The 23,986-nt window shown below is 67.0% G+C and carries 22 protein-coding genes; 13 read left to right on the plus strand and 9 right to left on the minus strand.

Annotated elements, in window-relative coordinates; translation table 11 throughout:
- Window positions 1–125: 125 nt before the first annotated feature.
- Together ACTHQS_RS06885 and ACTHQS_RS06890 are read right to left on the minus strand one after the other, a co-directional pair.
- Window positions 126–1,877, minus strand: a complete 1,752-nt coding sequence (locus ACTHQS_RS06885) for a DUF5671 domain-containing protein (protein ID WP_440167269.1) — start codon at window positions 1,875–1,877, stop codon at window positions 126–128.
- Window positions 1,874–2,356, minus strand: a complete 483-nt coding sequence (locus tag ACTHQS_RS06890; RefSeq protein ID WP_440167270.1) for a hypothetical protein — start codon at window positions 2,354–2,356, stop codon at window positions 1,874–1,876. The genes ACTHQS_RS06885 and ACTHQS_RS06890 overlap by 4 nt, the downstream gene beginning before the upstream one ends.
- A 296-nt stretch (window positions 2,357–2,652) precedes the next feature.
- On the opposite strand from ACTHQS_RS06890, the gene ACTHQS_RS06895 reads away from it, so the two are divergent.
- The 3 genes from ACTHQS_RS06895 (at window position 2,653) to ACTHQS_RS06905 (ending at window position 6,294) form a co-directional block, all read left to right on the plus strand.
- Window positions 2,653–4,023 (plus strand): MFS transporter, encoded by a 1,371-nt coding sequence (locus ACTHQS_RS06895; RefSeq protein WP_440167272.1) that lies wholly within the window; start codon window positions 2,653–2,655, stop codon window positions 4,021–4,023.
- A 104-nt stretch (window positions 4,024–4,127) separates the two neighbouring features.
- Window positions 4,128–5,384, plus strand: coding sequence for an aminopeptidase P family protein (locus ACTHQS_RS06900; RefSeq protein ID WP_159630498.1), 1,257 nt, complete (start codon window positions 4,128–4,130; stop codon window positions 5,382–5,384).
- A gap of 73 nt (window positions 5,385–5,457) precedes the next feature.
- Window positions 5,458–6,294, plus strand: coding sequence for an IclR family transcriptional regulator (locus ACTHQS_RS06905; RefSeq protein ID WP_159630500.1), 837 nt, complete (start codon window positions 5,458–5,460; stop codon window positions 6,292–6,294).
- 10 nt (window positions 6,295–6,304) lie between these two features.
- Here the strand turns inward: ACTHQS_RS06905 and ACTHQS_RS06910 are convergent, their stop codons facing one another.
- Both ACTHQS_RS06910 and ACTHQS_RS06915 read right to left on the minus strand, forming a co-directional pair.
- Window positions 6,305–7,057 (minus strand): VOC family protein, encoded by a 753-nt coding sequence (locus ACTHQS_RS06910; protein WP_440167274.1) that lies wholly within the window; start codon window positions 7,055–7,057, stop codon window positions 6,305–6,307.
- Between the two features lie 123 nt (window positions 7,058–7,180).
- The gene (locus tag ACTHQS_RS06915; protein WP_440167276.1) at window positions 7,181–8,782 is read right to left on the minus strand and encodes a PucR family transcriptional regulator; all 1,602 of its coding nucleotides are present in this window, start codon (window positions 8,780–8,782) and stop codon (window positions 7,181–7,183) included.
- Window positions 8,783–8,889: 107 nt separating this feature from the next.
- Here ACTHQS_RS06915 and ACTHQS_RS06920 point away from each other — a divergent pair, with 107 nt between their 5' ends.
- The 3 genes from ACTHQS_RS06920 (at window position 8,890) to ACTHQS_RS06930 (ending at window position 12,696) form a co-directional block, all read left to right on the plus strand.
- On the plus strand, window positions 8,890–10,413 hold the full coding sequence (locus tag ACTHQS_RS06920; RefSeq protein ID WP_440167278.1) for a purine-cytosine permease family protein: 1,524 nt from the start codon (window positions 8,890–8,892) through the stop codon (window positions 10,411–10,413).
- A 64-nt stretch (window positions 10,414–10,477) separates the two neighbouring features.
- A complete protein-coding gene (locus ACTHQS_RS06925) occupies window positions 10,478–11,425 on the plus strand; it encodes a polysaccharide deacetylase family protein (RefSeq protein ID WP_440167280.1) in 948 nt (315 codons plus the stop codon).
- Window positions 11,426–11,469: 44 nt separating this feature from the next.
- Window positions 11,470–12,696, plus strand: a complete 1,227-nt coding sequence (locus ACTHQS_RS06930) for an amidohydrolase (protein WP_440167282.1) — start codon at window positions 11,470–11,472, stop codon at window positions 12,694–12,696.
- Here ACTHQS_RS06930 and ACTHQS_RS06935 read toward each other — a convergent pair.
- On the minus strand, window positions 12,693–13,526 hold the full coding sequence (locus ACTHQS_RS06935) for a helix-turn-helix transcriptional regulator (RefSeq protein WP_440167283.1): 834 nt from the start codon (window positions 13,524–13,526) through the stop codon (window positions 12,693–12,695). The two genes, ACTHQS_RS06930 and ACTHQS_RS06935, sit on opposite strands and share 4 nt — an antisense overlap.
- Before the next feature lie 85 nt (window positions 13,527–13,611).
- Here ACTHQS_RS06935 and ilvD point away from each other — a divergent pair, with 85 nt between their 5' ends.
- The gene (gene ilvD, locus ACTHQS_RS06940) at window positions 13,612–15,471 is read left to right on the plus strand and encodes a dihydroxy-acid dehydratase (RefSeq protein WP_440167285.1); all 1,860 of its coding nucleotides are present in this window, start codon (window positions 13,612–13,614) and stop codon (window positions 15,469–15,471) included.
- A gap of 185 nt (window positions 15,472–15,656) precedes the next feature.
- Here the strand turns inward: ilvD and ACTHQS_RS06945 are convergent, their stop codons facing one another.
- Entirely contained in the window at window positions 15,657–15,875 is a 219-nt protein-coding gene (locus tag ACTHQS_RS06945; RefSeq protein ID WP_440167287.1) for a hypothetical protein, read from the minus strand.
- Here ACTHQS_RS06945 and ACTHQS_RS06950 point away from each other — a divergent pair.
- The 4 genes from ACTHQS_RS06950 to ACTHQS_RS06965 all read left to right on the plus strand — a co-directional run bounded on the left by ACTHQS_RS06950 (window position 15,853) and on the right by ACTHQS_RS06965 (window position 19,024).
- Window positions 15,853–16,371 carry a hypothetical protein gene (locus ACTHQS_RS06950; protein WP_440167289.1) on the plus strand — a complete coding sequence of 173 codons (519 nt, stop codon included), beginning with the start codon at window positions 15,853–15,855 and terminating at the stop codon, window positions 16,369–16,371. The genes ACTHQS_RS06945 and ACTHQS_RS06950 overlap by 23 nt on opposite strands.
- An 83-nt stretch (window positions 16,372–16,454) precedes the next feature.
- Window positions 16,455–17,273, plus strand: a complete 819-nt coding sequence (locus ACTHQS_RS06955) for an oxygenase MpaB family protein (RefSeq protein ID WP_440167291.1) — start codon at window positions 16,455–16,457, stop codon at window positions 17,271–17,273.
- A 92-nt stretch (window positions 17,274–17,365) separates the two neighbouring features.
- Complete coding sequence (locus tag ACTHQS_RS06960) at window positions 17,366–18,583, plus strand: MFS transporter (protein WP_440167293.1); 1,218 nt, start codon at window positions 17,366–17,368, stop codon at window positions 18,581–18,583.
- Window positions 18,584–18,628: 45 nt separating this feature from the next.
- Entirely contained in the window at window positions 18,629–19,024 is a 396-nt protein-coding gene (locus tag ACTHQS_RS06965; protein ID WP_440167294.1) for a (R)-mandelonitrile lyase, read from the plus strand.
- Between the two features lie 73 nt (window positions 19,025–19,097).
- Here ACTHQS_RS06965 and ACTHQS_RS06970 read toward each other — a convergent pair whose 3' ends face one another.
- Both ACTHQS_RS06970 and ACTHQS_RS06975 read right to left on the minus strand, forming a co-directional pair.
- The gene (locus ACTHQS_RS06970; protein ID WP_440167296.1) at window positions 19,098–19,520 is read right to left on the minus strand and encodes a universal stress protein; all 423 of its coding nucleotides are present in this window, start codon (window positions 19,518–19,520) and stop codon (window positions 19,098–19,100) included.
- Between the two features lie 93 nt (window positions 19,521–19,613).
- Window positions 19,614–20,507, minus strand: coding sequence for a helix-turn-helix transcriptional regulator (locus tag ACTHQS_RS06975; RefSeq protein WP_440167298.1), 894 nt, complete (start codon window positions 20,505–20,507; stop codon window positions 19,614–19,616).
- Between the two features lie 139 nt (window positions 20,508–20,646).
- On the opposite strand from ACTHQS_RS06975, the gene ACTHQS_RS06980 reads away from it, so the two are divergent.
- Window positions 20,647–21,663, plus strand: coding sequence for a zinc-dependent alcohol dehydrogenase family protein (locus ACTHQS_RS06980; RefSeq protein WP_440167300.1), 1,017 nt, complete (start codon window positions 20,647–20,649; stop codon window positions 21,661–21,663).
- Between the two features lie 143 nt (window positions 21,664–21,806).
- Window positions 21,807–22,847, plus strand: a complete 1,041-nt coding sequence (locus ACTHQS_RS06985; RefSeq protein WP_440167302.1) for an NAD(P)-dependent alcohol dehydrogenase — start codon at window positions 21,807–21,809, stop codon at window positions 22,845–22,847.
- A 97-nt stretch (window positions 22,848–22,944) separates the two neighbouring features.
- On the opposite strand, the gene ACTHQS_RS06990 is transcribed toward ACTHQS_RS06985, so the two are convergent.
- Entirely contained in the window at window positions 22,945–23,982 is a 1,038-nt protein-coding gene (locus tag ACTHQS_RS06990; RefSeq protein WP_440167304.1) for a nitronate monooxygenase, read from the minus strand.
- Window positions 23,983–23,986 lie beyond the last annotated feature (4 nt).

Raw genomic sequence — 23,986 nt, forward strand, 5'->3', positions numbered from 1 at the left:
CGCCAAACACCCGAGTCCGCGCCGGCTGTTTCCTACCCATGCGGCACACGGTGCTTCGCGGGTCCACGAGCAGCCATCGCTTCCCTCCTTTCCCGCCAACGCCAGGCGTCAGCATCCACCGCAAGTCAGGGCCGAAGCACCCGGCCAGGGACAGGGCCGCCAAGGACAGGAGTGCCACCGGCAGCAGCAAGCGGAATCACTTCCAGCCGGTCCTCCGGCCCCGCAACCACCAGGACCTGATGGGCGGTGACGCCCTCCAGAGCCGCCGCCACCTGCCGCACGGCCTCCTCAACCCCCGGAGCAAGCGCGGCCGACGGCGGAAGTCCGGTGCCGCCGTCGTCCGCCCTCAGCCAGGTGGTCACCTTGGCACCTCCGGTGGCGTCAGCAATGCCGCGCGCCAGGGCCTCGGGATCCACGGAACCTGGTGGATATCCGCTGACGAGGGTGACCCGCTCAATCATTCGCTTGTGCGTAGGAGCGGCCGCGGCAAGCAGTTTCCGGTCATGCCGCCACAGCGCGAAGTGGTAGCCCGCAACGAGGCCTGCCGCCGCCAGGAGGCCGAGAGGTGCGCGGACGCGGTCCAGGAGGCTTCCGCCGGTGACATCGCCCAGCAGGAATTCGAACAGCCGGTAGCCAATGACCAGCAGGGTAATGAGGGCCACCACGGCACTGACGCCGAAAAACGCCACCAGGTAGACGCGCCGGCCGGGCGGAATATCCTCCGCTGTCCGCGGCTGGTGCCTGGGTTTCCAGGCCAGCCACCAGACCGGTGCTCCCACCACCAGGGAACTGAGGCCGCCAAGAAGCAGCGTGCGTGTGGCCCCGCCCGCCAACGGTGAGACGGCGGCGGCCAGCAGTGCGTTGACTACAACGCCGACGCCGGATGCCGCCGCGGCAAGCGCCACCGCGGACGTCACCAGGAGGCTGGCGCGGCGCGTCCTGGTGGACCGGCTGACCGACGCCATGCGGTGGTAGCGCCAGACCAGGGTGCCGATGGCAGCGGCCGCGATTGCCGGGGCCAGCGGCTCGAGCAGGTCATTCAGGGGGTCGATCCGGTCGAATGCCAGCCGCAGGAGGACAAACAGGATGACGCCCAGTCCGCCCAGGGCGGTGATGCCGGCGACGAAGATGCCCACGGCGATGATGGTGATGTCCACCAGCCCTGTCTGGAAGCGCCGGCCGCCCTCCCGGAACCAGTGCCACCACCACACCACCGCTCCGCCGGCAGCCCACACCACGGATCTCAGGACAGGGAACCACCAAGGCTCAAAGGTGGCCGCTGCCGCGGAACCGCGGATCGCCACGTCCAGCAGGCTGCCCAGTGCTGCAATGGCGGCGCCGGCGCCCAGGAGGAGCCCAAACACGGAGCCGACGACGGCCCGCACGTCTTCGAGATGCGACGACGGTTTGCGGGGGTGCTTCCACATCCACCGGTGCCACCACCAGATGGCCGACCATACAATCCCGTTGGCCAGGGGGGAGGGCCATTGGCTTTCGTGCGAATCGATGAAGGAGGTTGCAAGGTTCAGCAGCGACGTGGTGCTGATGATCAGCGAGACCGTGTACATCCCGGTCAGGTACAGGCCCCAGCCGGGTGCCCTGCGCTCCGATTCGTCGTCCAGGCGCCTCCACACGAACCACCACAGCAGCAGGGCCAGCGGGCCGCCGATCAGGGTAAAGGCAAGGGACAGGGCCAGGCCTGCAACGTCGCCTGACACCAGGGTGGATGCCGTCCGGAAGAGCCGCTCCAGGAGTCCCTGGAGCCCGGAGGCCGAGATCACCACCAGTGCAAACAGCAGGACGTACAGGATCAGCCGGCGGAGCGTTGCCAGGCCGCTCGTGGGCGCGGGGGCCGCTGAAGCTGCGGGCGCCGTCATTGCTTCACCGGCACAACGGTGCACGCCATGAGGGGGTATGGCGGCTGGTCAATCTTCCATTGTCCGTTCACCTTGAGGAGTGAGAAGGAATCCTCCATCTCGTACTCGGAGGGGCCGAAAGGTCCGCCCTGGGACGACCGGACAATCGAAACTCTCACGGTGGCTGAATCGGTACGTTCCGTCGTCGAAATCAAGACAACGCGGGCGGGTGCCGGCTCGCCGGAATAGGTGCCACGGCACCGGCTCTTGGCGCCCTCGGTGAGGTATGACTGGGCAGTGTTGGTGTCGCTGTCGACCACTGCTTTGCTGTAGCGCTGGACCACCCCGGCGGGGCTTGCCTCATCGAGCGGTGCCGGTTCGCCGCGGGTGAAGACCACGGCGAGCGCAACCACCACCAGCAGGACCACCACCCCTACCAGCGTGAGCAGGATCCGGTCGGGTCTTCGCGCGGTGCGCTCCTTGGCAGCAGTGTCGTCCATGGCGCCAGTATGCGGTAAGGGGAGCCGTTGCGCTCGTGTCTTTCGGCCCGTCCTTGGCGGCTGAGGGGCGGGGCCACTAAGGAACAGAATTGGGCTTTGTGTGACAACCATGTTGCGTTGAAAGCAACCCCAGTAGGACCGTTCCGCCCGCGCTTCCCCTTGTCCGGCTCCCTGGGATGTTCAAGAAGAACTGCAGTAACTAGCTTCGAAAAAGCCTTGACTGTGCTGCACATCACGCCCTATCGTGAAACAACCACGTTGCAAGCAATGCAACTCCAACTTTTATTGGTGGTTTCATGAGTACCCAACAAAACTCACCCCAGGCAGGAGTGGTTGCCGCTGACGCCAACGCTCCTGCCGGGGCTGGCGGCGGCACGGACAACGCCGTTGCCGGCAAGGACGTACGACGCCGGGTAGTCACCGCGAGCTTCATCGGCAACTTTGTCGAGTGGTTCGACTACGCCGTGTACGGCTACCTCGCAGCCGTCATCTCGTCGGTGTTCTTCCCTGAAGCAGACCGGCAGACCGCGCTGCTGGCCACCTTCGCCGTCTTCGCGATCTCCTTCTTCGTCCGTCCCCTGGGCGGCTTCTTCTGGGGGCATATCGGCGACAAGCTGGGCAGGCGCAAGGCGCTGTCCCTCTCAATCGTCATCATGTCCGTCTCAACCTTCTGCATCGCCCTCATCCCCGGTTACGGAACCATCGGCATGCTGGCCCCGGTCCTGCTGCTCCTGGTCCGCGTGGTCCAGGGCTTTTCGGCGGCCGGCGAATACGCCGGAGCATCAGCCTTCCTGGTGGAATACGCGCCGGCCAACCGCCGCGGACTCTATGCCGCCGTCGTTCCCGCCAGTACCGCCGCCGGCCTGCTCCTGGGGTCACTGATCGCGGCGCTCCTCAGCTCGGTACTCAGCACTGACCAGCTGCACGAATGGGGATGGCGGCTGCCGTTCCTGCTGGCCGCCCCCATGGGACTGATCGGCCGCTACATCCGCACCAAGCTGGAGGACACCCCGGCCTTCCGCGCGCTGGCCGACCAGGAGGAGTCCGCTCCCAAAGCCCCGGCCCTGGACATGTTCCGCACCTACCGCAAGCAGCTCATCATCGCCTGCGGGGCAGTGCTGCTCAACGCCGTCGGCTTCTACGTCATCCTCAGCTACATGCCCACCTACCTGTCCGAGGAACTGGGCTTCGGCCCCACCGAGTCCTTCCTGGCCACCACCATCGCCCTGGCCAGCTACATCGGCTTCATTTTCCTGACAGGACTCGCCTCGGACCGGTTCGGCCGCAAGCGCATGCTGATCACCGCGTCGGTCCTGTTCATGCTCCTGACCGTCCCCGCGTTCATGCTGCTGGATACCGGCAACTTCCTGGTGATCGTCCTGGTCCAGATCCTGCTGGGCGGCATGCTCACGCTGAACGACGGAACGCTGCCCAGTTTCCTGGCCGAACTGTTCCCCACCAAGGTCCGCTACAGCGGCTTCGCCGTCAGCTTCAACCTCTCCAATGCCCTGTTCGGCGGCACCGCCCCGTTCATGGCCACCCTGCTCATCGGCATGACGCAAAGCAAGCTGGCGCCGGGCTGGTACCTCGTGGCCGCATCCGCCGTGTCCCTCGTGGCCGTGCTGTTCGCCACCGAAACCTCGCGGAAGCCCCTCAAGCACCTCTGACCAACCAGAGGCCCCTGACCCATCCGGGTCCACAGACCAACCTCACTACGCACCAACACCAACTGCACCAACAGCAGCTGGCACCCACTAGAAAGGCACCACCCGTGACTATCACTGCCGACAACGCCTCCTCCATCGCCGAACTCGAGCGCCTCAAGGTCCTGCACAACGGCACCAAGGGCAAGCTCACGTTCTCCGACGCAGAGTTCGAGCGCCGCCTTGGCGGCCTCCGCAAAATCATGGCCGCCAAGGAGCTGGACGCGGTCATCCTCACCAGCTACCACGGCATCAAGTACTACTCCGACTTCCTGTACACCACGTTCGGCCGCAACTACGCCCTGGTGGTCACCGCCAACGACTCCGTCACCGTCACCGCCAACATCGACGCCGGCATGCCGTGGCGCACCTCCTACGGCGAGAACATCGTCTACACCGACTGGCGCCGCGACAACTTCTACTTCGGCCTCCAGGAAGCCCTGCGCCAGCGCGGCGTCAAGGCCACCCGGCTGGGCGTCGAGGACGACTTCCTCCCGGGCCTGACCCGCGAAAAGATCGCCGCCGCGTTCCCCGGCGCCCAGCTCCTGGACGTCTCCCAGGACGCCATGCGCCAGCGCATGATCAAGTCCGCCGAGGAAATCGAAGTCATCAAGCACGGCGCCCGCATCGGCGACCTGGGCGGCGAGGCCATCCGCAACGCCATCCGCGAAGGCATCTCCGAGTACGAGGTGGCCCTCATCGGCACCGAGGCCATGGTGCACGAGATCGCCAGGACCTTCCCGGACCGCGAGGTCCGCGACACCTGGGTGTGGTTCCAGTCCGGCATCAACACCGATGGCGCCCACAACTGGGCCACCACCCGCAAGCTGCAGCAGGGCGACATCCTCTCGCTCAACTGCTTCCCCATGACCTCCGGTTACTACACCGCCCTGGAGCGGACCCTCTTCCTGGGCCAGCCGGACGAGCGCTCGCTGGAGCTGTGGAACATCAACGTCGAGGTGCACGAGCGCGGCCTGGAACTGATCAAGCCCGGCGCCGTCTGCAAGGACATCGCCGCCGAGCTCAACGAGATCTACATCAGCCACGGCCTGCTGGCCAACCGCACCTTCGGTTACGGCCACTCCTTCGGCGTCCTGAGCCACTACTACGGCCGCGAAGCCGGGCTGGAGCTGCGCGAGGACATCGACACCGTCCTCGAGCCGGGCATGGTGGTTTCCATGGAGCCCATGATCACGGTGGCGGACGGCCTGCCGGGCGCCGGCGGCTACCGCGAGCACGACATCCTGGTGATCGGCGAGGACAACACGGTGGAAAACATCACCAAGTTCCCGTTCGGCCCGGAACACAACATCGTCCAGGGATAACCATCTGAACAGCCGAAGCGGCGCCGTGCACCACGGCGCCGCTTTCGGTGTCCAGCCCCGACCATAGGGAAAGATGGTGTCCACCATGACTCCTGCGAAAACCCCAGACAGCAACGGCAGCGGAACCGGCACCAACGGCGGGACGGACGCCAAAGGAGCCTCCGTCGTCGTCAACGCCATCGCCGTCCTGCGCACCTTCACGGCGGACGAACCCCTGCTGGGCGTCACGGAAATCGCCAACCGCGTGGGCATGCACAAATCCAGCGTGTCCCGGATCCTGGCCACCTTCGAGCAGGAAAACCTGGTGGAACGTGACCCGGAAACCAAGCGGTTCCGGCTGGGCCTGGGGCTCATCGCCGTCGCCGGACCGCTGCTGGCCGAGATGGAGGAACGCCGCGTTGCCTACCCCGTCCTGCGGCAGCTGACCGAGCAGACCGGCGAAACCAGTGCCCTCATGCTGTGGAACGGTGACGAGGCCATCTGCGTGGAGCAGATCGCGAGCCACCACCAGATCAAGCACACCACGCCCCTGGGCGCCCGCTACCGCGACGCCATGAGCGCCTCGGTCCAGGTGTTCCTGTCCACGCTGCCGGCCGAACGGGTGCGTGAACTGTTGCGCAGCGGAACCATCACCTTCCCGGGACTGGACGACGACGGACTGGCAGCGTACGAAGCCCGGCTCCAGGATGTTGCGCAGCGGGGATGGGCGGGGAACTACGGCGAATCGTCCATGGACGAGGTGGGCGTGGCCGCGCCTGTCCGCGACCACCGCGGCGACGTTGTGGCGGCCGTCCTGATTCCGGCGCCGCGGTTCCGGGTGTCCAAGGAACAGTTCGAGAGCCTGGGGGAGGCCTGCGTCGCCGCCGCCGCCAAGGTGACCACCCGGCTGGGTGGCCGCCCGGGAAGTTGAGGCTGCCTGGTCAGGCCCGTACCGGCGGGGTGCCGGTTTGCTCCGTGACCGCGCTGACCGCGACCACGCCGCCCCAGGGGTCGCTGATCACGGCGCTCCTGAACCCGGGGCTGTCCATGGGTGCCATGACAATGCCGCCGCCCAGGGCAACGGCCCGGTCGGCGGTCCTGTCTGCATCGGTGACCCCGAAGTTCACACTCCAATGTGGAGGAACAGTCACGCCGTCGGTGGGGGTAGCCACGGCCACCAGCTGGTCTTCGAGGAGCCACAGTGAAAACGGGGCGTCCGGCGGTGACGTCAGTTCCCAGTTGAACAATGCCCTGTAGAACTCCTGGGCCTTTCCAAGATCCGGGGTGTGCAGCGAACTCATGGCCCAGCTATTGGGCTGGTCTGCCAGCTCAACGCCGTCATTGACGCCCGCCTGCCGCAGGCAGAACAGCACGCCGGAGGAATCGGCAACCAGTTGCGAACGGGTCCCGGCGCCGATGGCCCCGAGCTGCCGGCCGCCCGCCTGTTCCGCCAGCGCTGAAGCCTTCCCGGCATCGCCCACCCGGATATGGGTCAGCCATCCCGCTGGTGACCCCGGCGGGGCCTGCCCCACGCCGCCTACGGAGCGGCCGTCAAGGCGCGCCAGACAGTACCCGCCCTCGAATCCCGGCACCTGTATCGGCTCGTCGAACGTCCAGCCGAACAGTCCGCCATAGAACTCTTTGGCACCCTGGGGGTCCGGTTGCCAGGTGTCGACCCAGCACGGCGCACCCACTAAGGAAGTATTCCGCTTTGCCATCCGCCGCGCCCTTTCCATCCGAGCTGCCCGGACCTGGGGGCCCGGCCACAGGGCAATGCCAGGCAAGCATACGTCCGGAAGCAGGGGCCCCGCAGGAGGTCAGGGCAGCCCGGCCATCCTTGCCGCCAGGTGCAACGCCGCGAGCCGCCCCGTCCCGCGCGGGTCTCCGCCGCAGAGCTCGAAGATCCGCTGCAGCCTGTGGTGCATCGACTGCCGTTCCAAGTGCAGTTCGCGTGCCGACTGCGCGGTATTGCAGCCGGAGTCCAGCCACACCTGCAGGGTCTCCAGCAGCTGGGACTGCCGCTGCGCATCGTGATCCAGGACCGCCCGTAGCTGCCGGCTCACGAACGCCTCCCGGGACGAGGCATCCAGGCAGGTCAGGGCGAGGCTTTCCACGGCGGTGTCCTGGGCGTCAACTACAACCAGGCCCCGGGACGGGTGCCGCCTGCGGGCCGACGCGTTCCGCCGGCGGATCTGCCGGACCTCCAGGGCGCGGCGCGCTTCCGCCAGTGACCAGGCTGCCTCCGCCACCCCGTCTGCCAGCGGCCCCACGGCGATCACGGCGTCGTGGTCCCCTTCCAGCCCCTGCAAGGATTCCAGGAGCTGCCGGCGCTCGCCGGCAGTCTCGGTGCACGGCAGGCCGATCATGACCACCAGTTCGGTGTCGTCAAGGTAGGCGGCGCAGGGGATCCGCTCTGAGCTGAGGAAGTTTTCGACGGCGCCGCGCAGCTCCTGCGGCGCCGCCGCATGGATGGCGGCGACGACGGCGGGGGAGTCCGTGGGGAAACCGGCGCCGGGGGCGAGCTGCTCGAGCCGCCACTCCGGAGCGGAATTCAACACGGCGCGCATCAGTTCAGCACCGGCCAGGGCATGCAGTCCCGGAGGTGTGTGCTGCAGCAGCGCCAGGCCCAGGATGTCCACGGCCCGTTCCCCGGCCACCTGGGCCAGGGCGGTGTCCGCGACATCGGGAACGTGCACCTCGAGCCGCCCCATGAGGACCCCGCGCACCGGGATGTCCACGGTGATGACCGTTCCGCCGGCCACGGCGTAAAAGCCGCCGTGCGCGTCCGGCCCGGAGCCGTCGTCGTCCCCTGTTCCTTCGCCCGCGTGCGCGTCCACCCCGTTGCTCCAGCCTTCCGGGACCGCGCTGCCCATGGTGACGCCCCACGGGGAAGTGAGTTTGACGGCGGAGCCGGTGATGCCCGCCAGCACGCCCAGCATCTTGTCGAGCGAGGCGCCGTGGGCCAGCTCTGCAGCCATGGCGCGCGTTGCGGCGTCCGCCTGTTGCAGGTGCCCCACGGACTCGCTGACAAGCATCGAGTTGATGGCCTGCATGACACCGACGAACGGCACCACCTTCCGCAGTTCCACCACGGGAAGGCCGTACTCCTCCGCCGTTTGAAGCATGTCGGCAGGGATTTCCGGCAGTGCACCGCCCGTCTCGATGGCCAGGGCGGCAACGCCGCGCTGGGCCAGTTCACGGACGTAGTCTGCGCGTTTGGCCGGGGCGGCGGTGGCCAGCGTGATCCCGCCGCAGAGCAGCAGCTCGCCGCCGCGGAGCAGGGGAGCGATGTCCAGCACCTCACTGGAGTGGACCCAGCGGACCGGTTGCGCATCAGCCACCACTCCTTGCGGGTGGACCACGGGATCGGCGGCGGCGAGGGCGGGGTGGGCGAGTATTTCGCCAAGAAACACTGACACGACAGTCCGTAACGTAGTAGGAGGATTTGTTCGACAGATTGTATCTTGTTGCTTGTGATGGGGGCCACATAGCCTTGTTGGTACTTATCCACCTCACGGAGGCCCCCATGCAAGAAAAGCTTTCTACAGCCACGCACGGCCAACCTGACCAGGCCACGCAGGACCACAGCGCCGTGGACCACGAAGCCTGGCTGCAGCCCATCCCCGAATCAGCACGAACGCGCAAGGTATCCGGCCAGTTCTGGATCTGGGCGGGCGCCAACCTGGCACCCATCAACTGGGTGCTGGGGGCACTCGGCATCCAGCTGGGACTCGGGCTCGCGGACACCATCACCGTCCTGGTGCTGGGCAACCTGATCGGCATGCTGCTCTTCGGCTGCTTTGTCCTCCTGGGCCAGAAGACCGGAGCCACCGGCATGGTCCTGGCCCGGGCCGCATTCGGACGGCGCGGCAACTACCTGCCGGCCGCCATCCAGGCCCTGCTGGTCATCGGCTGGTGCGCGGTGAACACCTGGATCATCCTGGACCTGGTCATGGCGCTCTTCGGAACCCTTGGCTGGGTTGACCCGGAAGCCCCCAACTACGCCTGGAAGATCGGCGTTGCCACCTTCATCATGGCCCTCCAGGTTGCCATTGCCTGGTTCGGCTACAAGGCCATCGCCGCCTTCGAAAAATGGACCGTACCGCCCACCATCCTCATCCTCGCCGTCATGTCCGAGGTGGCCTGGTTCGGCATGGACATCAACTGGAGCTATGCCGGTCCTGCCGGCGCCGTCCTGGAAGGTTCCGATCGCATCGCGGCCATGAGCGCCGTGATGACCGCCATCGGCATTGGCTGGGGCATCACCTGGTTCACCTACGCCGCGGACTACTCCCGGTTCGTCAGCACCAGCGTCCCCAAGAAGAAGGTCTACCTCGCTTCAGTGCTGGGCCAGTTCATCCCCGTGGTGTGGCTCGGCGTCCTGGGCGCCAGCCTTGCCACCAACAGCGGCGAGATCGATCCCGGCAAGCTCATCGTCCTGAACTTCGGCGCCATGGCGCTGCCCGTACTGCTGATGGTGCTCCACGGCCCCATCGCCACCAACATCCTGAACATCTACACCTTCTCCGTGGCCACCCAGGCCCTGGACATCTCCATCAGCCGCCGCAAACTCAACCTGTTCGTCGGCGTCTTCTCGCTCGCCGCCGTCGTCTTCTTCATCTTCCAGGAGGACTTCGCAGCGGTACTCGACGCCTGGCTGATCGGCCTGGTGGCCTGGGTGGCCGCCTGGGGCGGAATCATGCTGGTGCACTACTTCTGGCTGGAGAAGCGCTGGCCCGGCGGAACCGAACGGCTGTTCGACGGCGTGGGAACCAAGCGGCTTCCGGTGGTCAACTTTGCCGGCGTCATCTCACTCGTGGCAGGGATCTTCACCACGTGGCTGTTCATGTACGGCCTGATCCCCATCATGCAGGGCCCCATCGCCGTGGCCCTGGGCGGCTGGGACCTGTCCTGGCTGGCCGGTGGACTGACCAGCGCCGCGGTGTACGCCATCCTCGGCCCGCGCCAGCACATCCGCTACCTCGCCCTTGAGCCCCGCACCGTCGCCCAGGCCGAGCCGGCCGGCAGCCCCGCCCTTCCCGCCCTCTAAGCGGCACTACTCCTCTTCCACAAACCCTGGCGGGCGCACACAGCGCCCGCCGAAAGGATTTCCCGTGAACAAGCCCGCCATCGCGGACGCCCTGCACCCCATCACCTGGCCCGAGGGCTTCAAGGCCGCAGCGTCCTTCACCTTCGACGTGGACGCCGAGTCCTGCACCATCGCCCACGATCCCACCAGCACCCGGCGCATGTCGCTGATGAGCCACCAGTCCTATGGCCCCAAGATCGCGGTCCCGCGGCTCCTGGCCATCCTGGCCCGCCAGGACATCCAGGCCACCTTCTTCATCCCCGGTTTCACCGCGGAGTCCTACCCCGACGTTGTGCGGCAGATCGTGGACGGCGGGCACGAGGTGGCGCACCACGGCTACCTGCACGAACCCATGCAGGGGATCGACGCCGCCACCGAGGCCAGCTACATTGACCGCGGCCTGGAAGCCCTGGCGAAGGTGGCAGGGGTCCGGCCGGTGGGCTATCGGGCACCGTGGTGGGAACTGAACTGGCACTCCCCGGGCCTCCTGGCGGACCGCGGCTTCCTCTACGATTCGAGCCTGCTCGACGGCGACGCCCCCTACCGCTGCGCCGTCGCCGCGGACGATCCCCGGGACATCGTGGAGATTCCCGTGGACTGGACCCTGGACGACTGGGAGCAGTACGCCTTCTACCCCGGGGTCACCGGCAGCGGCGTGATCGAAAGCCCGGCCAAGGTCCTGGAAATGTGGACCCTCGAAGCCCAGGCCCACCACTCCCAGGGCAGCTGCTTCGTCCTCACCAACCACCCGTTCATCTCCGGCCGGCCGTCCAAGGCCGTAGCGCTGGAGCAGTTGATGGAGCGGGTGAAGGCAATGGACGGCATGTGGGTGACCACCATGGAGAACATCGCCCGGCACACCAAAGCCACGGTCACCGAGGTCCACACCCACGCGCGGATCGAGGTGCCGGTATTCCCGGGCGCGGGTGCACAGTTCAAGCCGGCCATAGTGCGGCAGGGGGTGCTGGCCTAAAGTAGCCGGAAGGGCCGGGGCAACCGGCCGGGAGGAGTACGCACATGGACGTCTCAGACAGCGGCATCGAGCAGGAGCTGGCCTGGCAGGTCCCGCTCTACGAGCAGTTCCACCGGAATCCGGAGCTCGGCCTCGCCGAACACCAGACCTCCGCGGCCGTTGCGGCGAAGCTGGCCGGCTGGGGTTTCGATGTCCGGCACTTTGGCGGCACCGGCGTCGTGGGGGTCCTTGCCAACGGCGCCGGCCCGGGAGTCCTGGCCCGGGCGGATATGGATGCCCTCCCAGTCACCGAGGCGACCGGGGCAAGCTACGCCTCCACGGTTCCGGGAGTGATGCACGCGTGCGCGCACGACATGCACGTGGTGGCGCTGCTCGGGGCGGCAAAGTACCTGGCAGAACACCGGGAGGCGTGGCGGGGAACCTACACCGCCCTCTTCCAGCCAGCAGAGGAGACGGCGGCCGGCTCGCAGGCAATGCTCGACGACGGCCTGGCCGCCGGAATCCCGCAGCCGGACGTCGCGCTGGCCCAGCACGTCATGCCCACCGAAGCGGGAACCATCGGCACCACCCCGGGCCCTGTGCTCTCGGCAGGCGACTCGGTACGGATCACCGTCCACGGCCGCGGCGCCCACGGCTCCATGCCGCACAAGTCCGTAGATCCGGTGGTGCTGGCCGCCTCGATTGTCCTCCGCCTCCAAACAGTGGTGTCCCGCGAAACGACGCCAGGGGAGTTCGCCGTGCTGACTGTTGGATCGGTGAGCGCGGGAGCAACGGCCAACATCATTCCGGACCGGGCTGAGCTGCTGCTCAACCTCCGCACCTACGACGTTGCGTTGCGGGCCGACATGGTGGCCGCGATCGAGCGGATCGTCCGGGGCGAGTGCGCAGCGGCCGGCTCTCCACAGGAACCGGAGTTTGAGTATTACGACCAGTACCCGTTGACCAGCAACGACGCGGAGGCCAACGCCAAGGTCACCGCAGCCTTCACCAACGCCTTCGGCCCGGACGCCGTCTACCGCACCGCCCCGCAGACGGCATCGGAGGACTTCAGCCGGATCCCTGACGCGTTCGGCATTCCGTATGTTTACTGGATCGTCGGTTCCGTGCCCCCGGAGACCTACCGGCGGGCCGTGGCAAAAGGCACGGTGGACGCTGACATCCCCGCCAACCACTCGCCGTCGTTCCTGCCCGCCGTGGAGCCCACCCTCCGCACAGCCACCCGGGCCCAGGCCGCAGCCGCGCTTGCCTACCTCGCGGCGGAAGCCGTTTAGGCTCCGGACAGCAGGGACATCATCTGCGCCGCGGCATCGCTGCCCGGGGCTGGCGTATACACCACAATGTGCAGGTCCGGCCGGTCCGACGGGGACACCTGGTGGTGCTCCAGTTGCAGGACTCCGACGGCAGGGTGGTGGAAGAGGCGTTCGCGGGATTCGAAACCCAGGATGTCGTAGAGGTCCCAGCCCTGCCGGAACTCCGGGCTCGCCTCCTTGAGCCGTTCCACCTGGTACTGGATGTCCGGATCGCCCAGCCGCTGCCCGGTCTCGGCCCGGAACTCTGCGAGGAACCGCTTGCTGGTGGTGTCCCAGTCCGGCAGCAGGCTCCGGACATACGGATCGGTGAACACCAGCCACAGCAGGTTCCGGTCTGCAGCCGGCACGTTGGCGATGTTGGGATACAGCGCCGCGTAGGCCCTGTTCCACCCAGCCACGCCCCAGTCCGGGAACAACGCGAAGGACGGATTGGGATCGAGGGCATCCAGGAGGCGCTGGATGTGGGGCGGGGCAGTATCGGCTGCCGGCCCGGCAGGGGCTGCGGAGGCGTAGCCGCCCAGTGACAGCACATAGCCAAGGCCCGTGCTGGAAAGATGCAGCGCGCGGCTGATGGCCTCCAAAACCTGCCGGGAGGGGCTGATGTCCCTTCCCTGCTCCAGCCACGTGTACCAGGTGACGCTGACGCCGGAAAGGAAAGCCACTTCCTCGCGGCGGAGACCGCGCTCCCGCGTGCGTCCCACGGGCGGCAGGCCATAGTCGGCCCGCAGCGCCTGGTCACGCCGGGCCCGCAGGAAAAGGCCAAGTTCTTTGCGCCGCCCGGGATTGTTCACCCCAAAATACTATTACTCTGGTACTCCTACTACTAGTAGCAGTGCTGTCTTCCACCGCGGCGGCCGAACCCGCAGGATGGTAAGCATGCCTGCACTTCGCTCTAAAACAGTCACCCACGGCCGCAACATGGCCGGAGCCCGCGCACTGCTGCGCGCGTCCGGCGTCGCCAACTCGGACATCGGCAAGCCGATCATCGCCGTGGCCAACTCCTTCACAGAATTCGTCCCCGGCCACACCCACCTCGCCCCGGTGGGCCGGATTGTCTCGGACGCGATCCTCGCCGCCGGCGCCGTGCCGCGCGAGTTCAACACCATCGCCGTCGACGACGGCATCGCCATGGGCCACTCCGGCATGCTTTACTCGCTGCCGTCCCGCGACCTGATCGCCGACTCCGTGGAGTACATGGTCAACGCCCACTGCGCCGACGCCCTGGTGTGCATCTCCAACTGCGACAAGATCACCCCCGGCATGCTCATGGCGGCCCTGCGCCTGAACATCCCCGTGGTCTTCGTCTCCGGCGGCCCCATGGAGGCCGGCCGCGTGATCCTGACCGACGGCTCCGTCCGCTCCCTGGACCTGGTGAACGCGATCGCCGACGCCGTGGACGAGTCCATCTCCGACGCAGACATCAACCTCATCGAGGAGAACGCCTGCCCCACCTGCGGCTCCTGCTCCGGCATGTTCACCGCCAACTCCATGAACTGCCTCACCGAGGCCATCGGGCTCTCGCTGCCGGGCAACGGCTCCGTGCTGGCCACCCACACCGCGCGCAAGGCGCTGTACGAGAAGGCCGGTGAGACCGTCGTCGAGCTCGTCAAGCGCTATTACGACGGCGACGACGATTCCGTCCTGCCCCGCTCCATCGCCACCGCCAAGGCCTTCGACAACGCCATGGCCCTGGACATCTCCATGGGCGGCTCCACCAACACCATCCTGCACCTGCTGGCCGCGGCGCAGGAGGCGGGCGTGGACTATGGGCTGGCAGAGATGGACGCCAAGTCCCGCCAGGTGCCCTGCCTTGCCAAGGTGGCCCCGAACGTCGCCAAGGACAAGACGTACTACATGGAGGACGTGCACCGCGCCGGCGGCATCCCCGCCCTGCTGGGCGAACTGAACCGCGGCGGGCTGCTGCACAAGGACGTCCACTCCGTGCACTCCGCCGACCTGGACGGCTGGCTGGACGACTGGGACATCCGCGGCGGCAAGGCCACCGAGGAAGCCAAAGCCCTGTGGCACGCGGCCCCCGGCGGCGTCCGCTCGTCCACCGCGTTCTCGCAGTCGAACGAATGGACCTCCCTGGACACCGACGCCGCAGAGGGCTGCATCCGCTCCGTGGAGCACGCCTACTCCAAGGACGGCGGCCTGGCCGTGCTGCGCGGCAACGTCGCAGTGGACGGGGCCGTGGTGAAGACCGCCGGCGTGGACGAGTCCATCTGGACCTTCTCCGGTCCGGCCGTGGTGTGCGAGTCCCAGGACGAAGCAGTAGAGAAGATCCTGAACAAGCAGGTCAAGGAGGGCGACGTGGTGGTCATCCGCTACGAAGGCCCGAAGGGCGGTCCGGGCATGCAGGAGATGCTCTACCCCACGTCCTTCCTCAAGGGCCGCGGCCTGGGCAAGAAGTGCGCGCTGATCACGGACGGCCGCTTCTCCGGCGGCACCTCCGGCCTGTCCATCGGCCACATCTCCCCGGAAGCTGCGTCCGGCGGGGCCATCGCCCTGGTAGAGGACGGCGACATCATCAGCATCAACATCAGCCAGCGCTCGCTCCAGCTGGAGGTTTCGGAGGAGATCCTGGCCGAACGCCGCGAGAAACTCCTGGTCAACGGCGGGTACAAGCCCAAGGACCGGGACCGCCAGGTATCCGCCGCCCTGCGCGCCTACGCGGCCATGGCAACCTCCGCGGACAAGGGCGCCGTCCGCGACGTGTCCCTGCTCGAGCGGTAATTCAAAGCCAGGGCGGTAACGCCCGCGTCGGGCGGGGGAGGAGGCAGGCCGGGTCTTCCGGCCCTCCTCCGTCCGGGAACGCCGCGCCACACTTAATGGGTCACCGCCAGGCCCAAGGAGGATGTGGTGCGCAGGTTTCCGGCAGTCCTAACCATGGTCGCCCTTGCCCTCGCCGGGTGTTCGCCTCAGCCGGGAAGCCCGCCGCCGCAGTCATCCTCCGCCGCTGCCAGTACCCCGGCAACGGCAACCAGCCCGCCCACGGCACCAAGCCCGTCGGGCGCTCCCAGCCTCCCGCCGTCGGCTGCCACCGGGAGTACTGCGCCCGGGAGTACTGCGCCCGGCGCGGCGGAGTGGACCACGTTTACGACGGCGGACGGCACCATGGCGTTCGACGTGCCGGCCACCTGGAGCGTCAAGGATCCGGCAGGGGAACTGGCCGAAGGTGGCGGGGCTTTCGCGGAGGTGCGGAACCAGGCCGGAAAGGTCATGGCGACGCTGCGCACCAACATGGCCACCGGCTCCACCTGCACGGAGAGATATCCGTACGAAATTTTGGATGCTGCCGACATCCCGGCGCTGGTCCAGGGCGGCACGGTGCCCCAGTTCCTTTTCGAAACACGTGGAAACGCTACGACGCCGGGTCTGTACAAGACACCCGCGGCAGGCTACGGCATCACGTCCGGTCCTGCGCCTTCCGGGCCTGACACCTGCCCAATCTTCCAGTTCTTCAGGTGGCCACCGAATGCTGCCATGTTCGGTGCGTCCTACGACCCCGCCCTCAACGCAACTCCCGGCGACCCGACGCTGCCCTACCTGGAACTCGCGCGGAAGTACCGGGAGACTGCCGAATACGCCGATATCAAGAGGATGATCACGTCACTGCGGCCGGTAAACCGCTAGCTGGATGTTAAATCCAGAGGTCCGCCGGGACAACAGGCCAAAGGCCCCGTCCAGCGGGCAATCCACTCGGGTACCCTGTTCACATGGTGCAGGGAGATGCCGATTTCCGGGCCGAAGGCATCCTGCTTGCCGGGGCAGGACGGGCCATCCTGCTGCAGCTTGCCAACCCTGAGATCGGACGTGGGGTGGCGGCGCACAGCACGTTCACCCAACGCCCGGTAAACCGCCTCAAGGGCACCCTCACCTACGTCTACGGCATTGTGTACGGAACCGAGGAACAGGCCAGGGAGGTTCGCCGCAGGGTCAACCAGGCGCACGTTCCGGTGCGCCGGGCCCCCGACGAATCCTCTGCAGGCTACAACGCCTACGATCCGGTGCCGCAGCTCTGGGTGGCAGCAACGCTCTACGACACCGCGCTCACCATCGTCGAGAAGATCAAGGGACCGCTCGACGACGGCGCGGCCGATGCGATGTACCGGGACTACGCGCGGATCGGCACCGCCCTGCAGCTTCCAGCGGACATGTGGCCGAAGGACAGGGCGGCGTTCAGCCGCTACTGGGAGGAGCAGCTTTCAACCCTCCGTGCCGAGGAAGAAGGCGTACGCGTGGGACGCGGCCTGCTGTTCCCCAAGCACACTGCACTTTGGTACCGCGCCATCATGCCTTCCGCTAGGTTCCTCACCGCAGGGCTCCTGCCGGAGCAGTTGCGGCAGGACTTCGGCCTCGCCTGGAGCGACCGCCACCAGCGCCGCTACGACCGGACATGGCGGGTCCTTGCGGTGGCCTACCCCATGCTGCCGCTGCGCATCAGGCATTGGTTCAAGGACTACTGCCTGGCAGAACTTGAAAAAGACCTGCGGAAGAGCCCGCAAAACCTGCAGCAACAGGGGACCAGTGCGTAGTCCCACGGCGTTGTTGCCATAAAGGGGGTCTGCCAAGACCCGTTACACCAGGGCCCTCGCTAGGACTTCCGGAGAACGGTTTGATGGAAGGCATGGCCCCCGAAACAACTGTCACCCGTACCAGCGCGCCCCAAAAACCAGAAGCGCAGCACCATGCTCACTGGGGAGGCGTCTTCGCGATGTCGCTGTGCGTCTTCGCGCTGATCGCCTCCGAATTCATGCCGGTCAGCCTGCTCACCCCGATGGCCGCCGAACTCCGGGTCTCCGAGGGGATGGTGGGGCAGGGCATCGCGATCTCCGGCCTGTTCGCCGTCATCACCAGCCTGTCGGTCTCCACGCTGGCCGGCAGCCTGAACCGCAAGACCCTGCTGCTGGGCCTGACGACGGTGATGGCTGTCTCCGGTGCCCTGGTGGCGTTGGCCCCGGGATACCTGCTCTTTATGGTCGGCCGCGCCCTCATCGGCGTGGTCATCGGCGGGTTCTGGTCGATGTCCGCTGCCACCGCCATGCGGCTGGTGCCGGCCCACCAGGTGCCGCGCGCGCTGGCGGTCTTCAATGGCGGCAACGCCCTGGCCACGGTGCTGGCTGCGCCGCTGGGCAGCTACCTGGGCTCATTCATCGGGTGGCGAGGAGCGTTCTTCTGCCTGGTTCCGGTGGCGGTGCTCGCCCTGGTCTGGCAGTGGATCAGCCTTCCTTCCATGGCGGTGGAAAAGCGGACTTCCGGAAACGTCCTCGGAATCTTCGCGGCGTTCAAGAGCCCGACTGTCGCCTGGGGGATGGCCGCCTGCGGCACCTTCTTCATGGGCCAGTTCGTCCTGTTCACCTATATCCGTCCGTTCCTGGAGCGGGTGACCGGCGTGGAGGTGGCCACGGTGTCGCTCGTATTGCTGGTGATGGGTATAGCCGGGTTTGCAGGCACCATGCTGATTGGCCGGTTCCTGGGGAAGGGCCTGTACCGGACGCTGGTCACCATCCCGGCGCTCATGGCGGTCATCGCCGCCACCCTGGTCCCCACCGGCGGCTGGCTGGCCGCCGTCGTGGTTTTCCTGGGGGTCTGGGGGCTGCTGTCCACGGCCGCTCCGGTGGGCTGGTGGAGTTGGATCGCGGAGGCAACGCCCCACGACGCAGAGGGCGGTGGGGGCCTGATGGTGGCCGTTGTCCAGACCTCGATCGCCGTCGGATCAACGCTGGGTGGCGTCCTGTTCGACTCCGCCGGCCACGGCGGCGCCTTCCTGGTGGCCGCCGCTGTCCTCGCGGTCTCGTCGGTCCTGGCGTTCGTGACCTCCCGGGTCACAAACCGGACAGCCTGACCATCCAACAGATTTTGAAGTAACCCAAAACAGCAGGAGGAGAACATGAAGTACACCAAGAGCGGCGGCCAGACAGGAGCCGGGCCGAAGGAATGGTTTACCGGAACCGTGCAGATTGACGGCATCCGCAACCCCGATGAACAGTCAGCGGTCGGGTGCGCCCACGTCCGCTTCGCCCCCGGTGCCCGCACCGCCTGGCACCACCATCCCAAGGGCCAGACCCTCTACGTCACTGACGGCATCGGACTGGTGGCGCGGCGCGGAGGGCAGGTCCAGGAAATCCGCCCCGGCGACGTGGTCTACATCGAGCCGGGGGAGGAGCACTGGCACGGGGCAACCCCGGAGCGGTTCATGGCCCACGTCGCCATGCACGAGGCCGACGAAAACGGCGAGGTGGTCACCTGGCTCCAGCACGTCACTGATGAAGAATACGGGGCCTGACCACCCTTAACGACGGTGGGCGGACGACGGCGGGAGGTACCGCCGTCGTCCGCCCACCTTCTTGCGTGGCAGCTTAGTCCTCGTAGGTGTTCGCGATGTAGACGTCGCAGGGGGCGTTGTGCGCCACGCTGTTGGCGACGCTGCCCAGGAGCCGGCCGATGCCGCGCATCCTCCGGTTGCCCACCACGATCACCCGGGCGTCCAGGCGGATGGCTTCCTTGATCAGCGAATCAGCCGGCTTGCCGCGGGCGGCGAAGTGGGTGATCTGCACTCCCGGCCGCGATGCGCCCAAGGATTTCGCCACCATCTCCGAACTGTCCGCGTTGGAGATCCTCACTTTGTCCGAGCCCACCCCAAAGGTTTCGGCGTTCTCGGCCTCAAAGGCGGTCACCACATGGAGCGAGGCCCCCAGCGACTCCGCCAAGCCCAGGGCCACTTCCGCCGCCTTCCGTGCCGACGGACTGGCGTCCACTCCTACTACAACTACTCCACTCATCGTTTCGCTCCTTCGTCATTCCCGGCATACAACGTCCATTGGCCAGTCTAGGGACTACCCGCCTGGAGCGTTGGTATCACACTGTTTGCAGGTTCAGGCGCTGACCTGCCCCTGTATCGACCCCGCAATGTTCTCCGTAACCGCCCAGGAGGCGAGGAGCTTCAGCGCTTCCTCGGAGGGGCTGCCGGGGGTGGCGGGATAGACGGTGAGGGTATGGCCCGGGTCCTCTTCCAGGCCCAGCACCTGGTAGTTCAGCTCAAGGAGCCCCACCACGGGATGCTGGAAGAACTTGGTGCCGGCGTAGTGGCGGCGGACGTTGTGGGCTGCCCAGAGCGTGCGGAATTCGTCACTGCGCATGGACAGTTCGCCAATGAGCTCGGCAATGCCTTTGTCATGGGGATTGCGGCCGGCCTCCCGGCGGAGGATGGCCACGTTGGTGTTGGCCGCCCGGTCCCAGTCGGTGTAGAAGTTGTGGGCGCGGGGGTCCAGGAAGATAAACCGGGAGTGGTTGGCCGGCCTCGACGGATTGCGGTACATGTCCGAATACAGGGCATAGCCCAAGGTATTGGCGGCCACGATGTCCAGGCGGTTGTTGCCGATGAAGGCGGGCGCCTCCGTGATGGCGTCCAGGAGGTATTGCAGCTCCGGCCGGACCTTTGACGGTGCGGAGCCGCCGGCACGCGCGGCACTCTTGCGGCCCGAGGTGTTGGCTGCCCGGGCCAGGTCATAGAGGTGGTCGTGCTCGGCGCGGTCCAGTTCCAGGGCACCGGCGATGGCGTCCAGGACGCTGTCCGAAACACCGTGCAGGTTCCCCCGCTCCAGGCGCGTGTAGTAGTCGACGCTCACGCCTGCCAGCCGCGCCACTTCCTCACGCCGGAGCCCTGGTACGCGGCGGCGGCCGCCGTAGGGTTCAATGCCCGCCTGCTCCGGTGTGATCCGCCCACGGCGTGAGGACAGGAACTGCCGTACCTCGGCTCGGTTATCCATAGGGAACACGTTACGACCAATGGCACGGCCCTAAGGAGGTTCTGCCAGAACCAGTTACAGCAGGGCCCTCGCCAACGGTGCCGGGGACGGGTTTGATGGGAATGTCCCTTTCAGCCGTTTCACCTTTGGAGGACCCAGCATGCGCGCAACCATCCTGCACGCGCCCGGAGACGTCCGGGTCGAGGATCGTGACAAGCCAGCCATCCAGCAGCCAACGGATGCGGTCATCAAACTCGTTGCCGCCTGCGTATGCGGGTCCGACCTGTGGCCCTACCGCGGCGCCGACAAACTCTCCAAGCCTGTGCCGATGGGCCACGAGTATGTGGGAATCGTCGAGGAAGTCGGCGCCGACGTGAAGAATGTCCAGCCGGGCCAGTTCGTCGTCGGATCCTTCTTTGCCTCGGACAACACCTGCGAAATCTGCCGCTCCGGCTACCAGAGCGGATGCGTCCACCGGCAGGGCGTGGGCGGTTCCCAGGCAGAGTACCTCCGCGTCCCGCTGGCGGACGGCACCCTGGTGGCCACGCCGGGCATGCCCGACGCCGACAAAATACCGTCGCTGCTCGCGGCCTCCGATGTCCTGGGCACAGGATGGTTTGCCGCCAAGGCGGCCGAGGTGGGCCCCGGCAAGACCGTGGCTGTAGTAGGCGACGGCGCCGTGGGACTTCTGGGCGTCCTCGCAGCCAGGCAGATGGGGGCCGAGAGGATCATCGCCATGTCCCGGCACGCGGACCGGCAGGCCCTGGCCCGCGAGTTTGGTGCCACGGACATCGTGGAGGAGCGCGGTGACGCGGGCGTGAAGAAGATCAAGGAACTGACCGGTGGCCTCGGGGCGCACTCCGTTATCGAAGCGGTGGGCACGCAGGAGTCGATGCTGCAGGCCATCCACGCCACCAGGGCAGGAGGCCATGTCGGCTTCGTCGGTGTGTCCCATGACGTGGCGCTGCCCGGCCGGGACCTGTTCTACTCGCACGTGCACCTGCATGGCGGTCCGGCCCCGGTCAGGCAGTACCTGCCTGAACTGATCGACCTGATCCTCAGCGGCACGATCAATCCCGGAAAGGTCTTTGACCTCGAACTCCCGCTGGAGCAGGCGGCAGACGCGTACAAGGCCATGGACGAACGCCGCGCCATCAAAGTACTCCTGCGCCCGTAGCAACACCCTGCCCACCACAGTGCCCAAGGGTAGGACTCGCAAGACCAGTCACAACAGGGCCACCTTGGCACCCGTATTTTCCGGGGTTGCTCCGAACAACCCCGGTAGCATTTTAAAGTCCCCCAACAGATCACAGGAGAACCATGACTACCGTCAAGGCTTATGCATCCCCGTCCGCCACGGAGGACCTCGTGGCTACCACCATCGAGCGCCGCGAGGTGGGTCCCCACGACGTCCTGATCGAGATCAAGTTCGCCGGCATCTGCCACTCGGACATCCACACCGTCCGCGGTGACTGGGGCCCGCAGCAGTACCCGCTGGTTCCCGGCCACGAGATTGCCGGCATCGTCACAGAGGTGGGTTCCGCGGTCACCAAGCACGCTGTGGGCGACCGGGTGGGAGTCGGCTGCATGGTCAACTCCTGCAAGGAATGCGTCAACTGCCAGAAGGGCGAGGAGCAGTACTGCCTCAAGGGCAACATTGGTACCTACGGCGCCGTTGACCGCGACGGCACCATCACGCAGGGTGGCTACTCCACCCATGTCGTGGTCACGGAAGACTTCGTCGTCACCATCCCTGAGGGCATCGACCTCGATGTCGCCGCACCGCTGCTGTGCGCCGGTATCACCACCTACTCACCGCTGCGGCACTGGGGTGCCGGACCCGGCAAGAACGTTGCCGTCGTCGGTCTCGGCGGCCTGGGCCACATGGCCGTCAAGCAGGCCCACGCCATGGGCGCCGAGGTGACCGTCCTGTCGCAGTCGCTGAAGAAGCAGGAGGACGGCCTGAAGCTCGGCGCCGACCACTACTTCGCCACGAGCGACGAGAACACCTTCTCCGAACTCGCCGGCTCCTTCGACCTGATCATCAACACGGTCAGCGCCTCGATCGACATCAGCTCCTACCTGGGCCTGCTGAAGCTCGACGGCGCCCTGGTCAACGTCGGCGCCCCCGCGGAGCCGCTTCCCGTCAACGCCTTCGCCCTGATCGGCGGCCGGCGTTCCTTCGCCGGTTCCATGATCGGCGGCATCCGGGAGACCCAGGAGATGCTCAACTTCTGCGCCGAGCATGGCCTGGGCGCCGAGATCGAGGTCATCCCGGCCGACAAGATCAACGAAGCCTACGAGCGCGTCCTCGCCTCGGACGTCCGCTACCGCTTCGTGATCGACACCGCCACCCTCTAAAGCACCACCGCCCTTTCACGGCACGCACGGCGGGCCGGCCCCACAAGGAGCCGGCCCGCCGTCGGGCGTTAAGAAGCGGACCACGGCGTGCCAGGCCTCACGGCCGAAGGCTCGCCAGAATTGATGCCGCCGGGCCCGCCACGCAGTTCCGGTAGTTGATGCCGGCCCACAAATTCAGCCAGTCCGGCTCACGCGCCGCCGCCGCTGCGGCGCGTAACGGGGTGGTGAGGTGGTGGATTTCGGGATAGCCGTAGGGGGCCTCACCGTCGTGGCGGCGCATGAATTCGTTGTGCAGGCCCCTGGCATTGCGGCCCGAGAAGACCCGCGTGACGGCCGTGGTGGTGAAACGGTCCGACGAGGACAACGCCGCCCGGTGCGCGGCCTTGGTTCCTGCTTCATCCGCGCAGAGGAACGCGGTTCCCGCCTGGACCGCCACTGCACCGACGGCCAGCGCGGCCCGGGTGTGCTCTGCCGTGGCAATGCCGCCCGCTGCGATCAGGGGCACCTCCAGGTCAGACAGCTCGCCGAGGATCCCGTGGAGGGGCACCAGGGGAGGAGGCACATCCGCCTTGAAAGTTCCGCGGTGGCCGCCCGCTTCCGGCCCCTGGGCGCAGAGGGCGTCGGCGCCCGCCGCAAGGGCCTGCAGCGCTTCCTCCCGGTCAGTGACTGTGGCGACCACATAGATTCCACGCTGCTGGAGGGCTTCCACCACGCTGGATTCGGGGACGTCGAAGGTGAACGAAACAACGGCAGGTGCAAGGTCCAGCAATACTTCGAGCTTTTGGTTCCAGTCGTCATCGTCATGCTTCGGCTCGCCCAGGGTCACCCCGAAGCGTTCAGCGTCAGGGGCCAGCGAATCGGCGTACTGCTGCAGGGACGCCGGGCTGATGACGGACGCTTGGGGCACGAACAGGTTTACACCGAAGGGCTTAGCCGTTTGTCCCCTGACTGCTTCAATTTCGGCACGCACAGCCTTCGCGGTCTTGTAGCCTGCCGCAAGGAAGCCCAGCCCGCCGGCCTCGCTGACGGCCGCGGCCAGGTGCGTGGTGGAGGGTCCGCCGGCCATCGGTGCCTGGATGACGGGCAGCGCCAGCGACTCAAGCCTGAATGTGGTGCCCTTCTGCTGGGTAGCCATGTGC

This window comes from Arthrobacter sp. SAFR-044 (genome assembly GCF_051965175.1).
Lineage (GTDB): Bacteria > Actinomycetota > Actinomycetes > Actinomycetales > Micrococcaceae > Arthrobacter.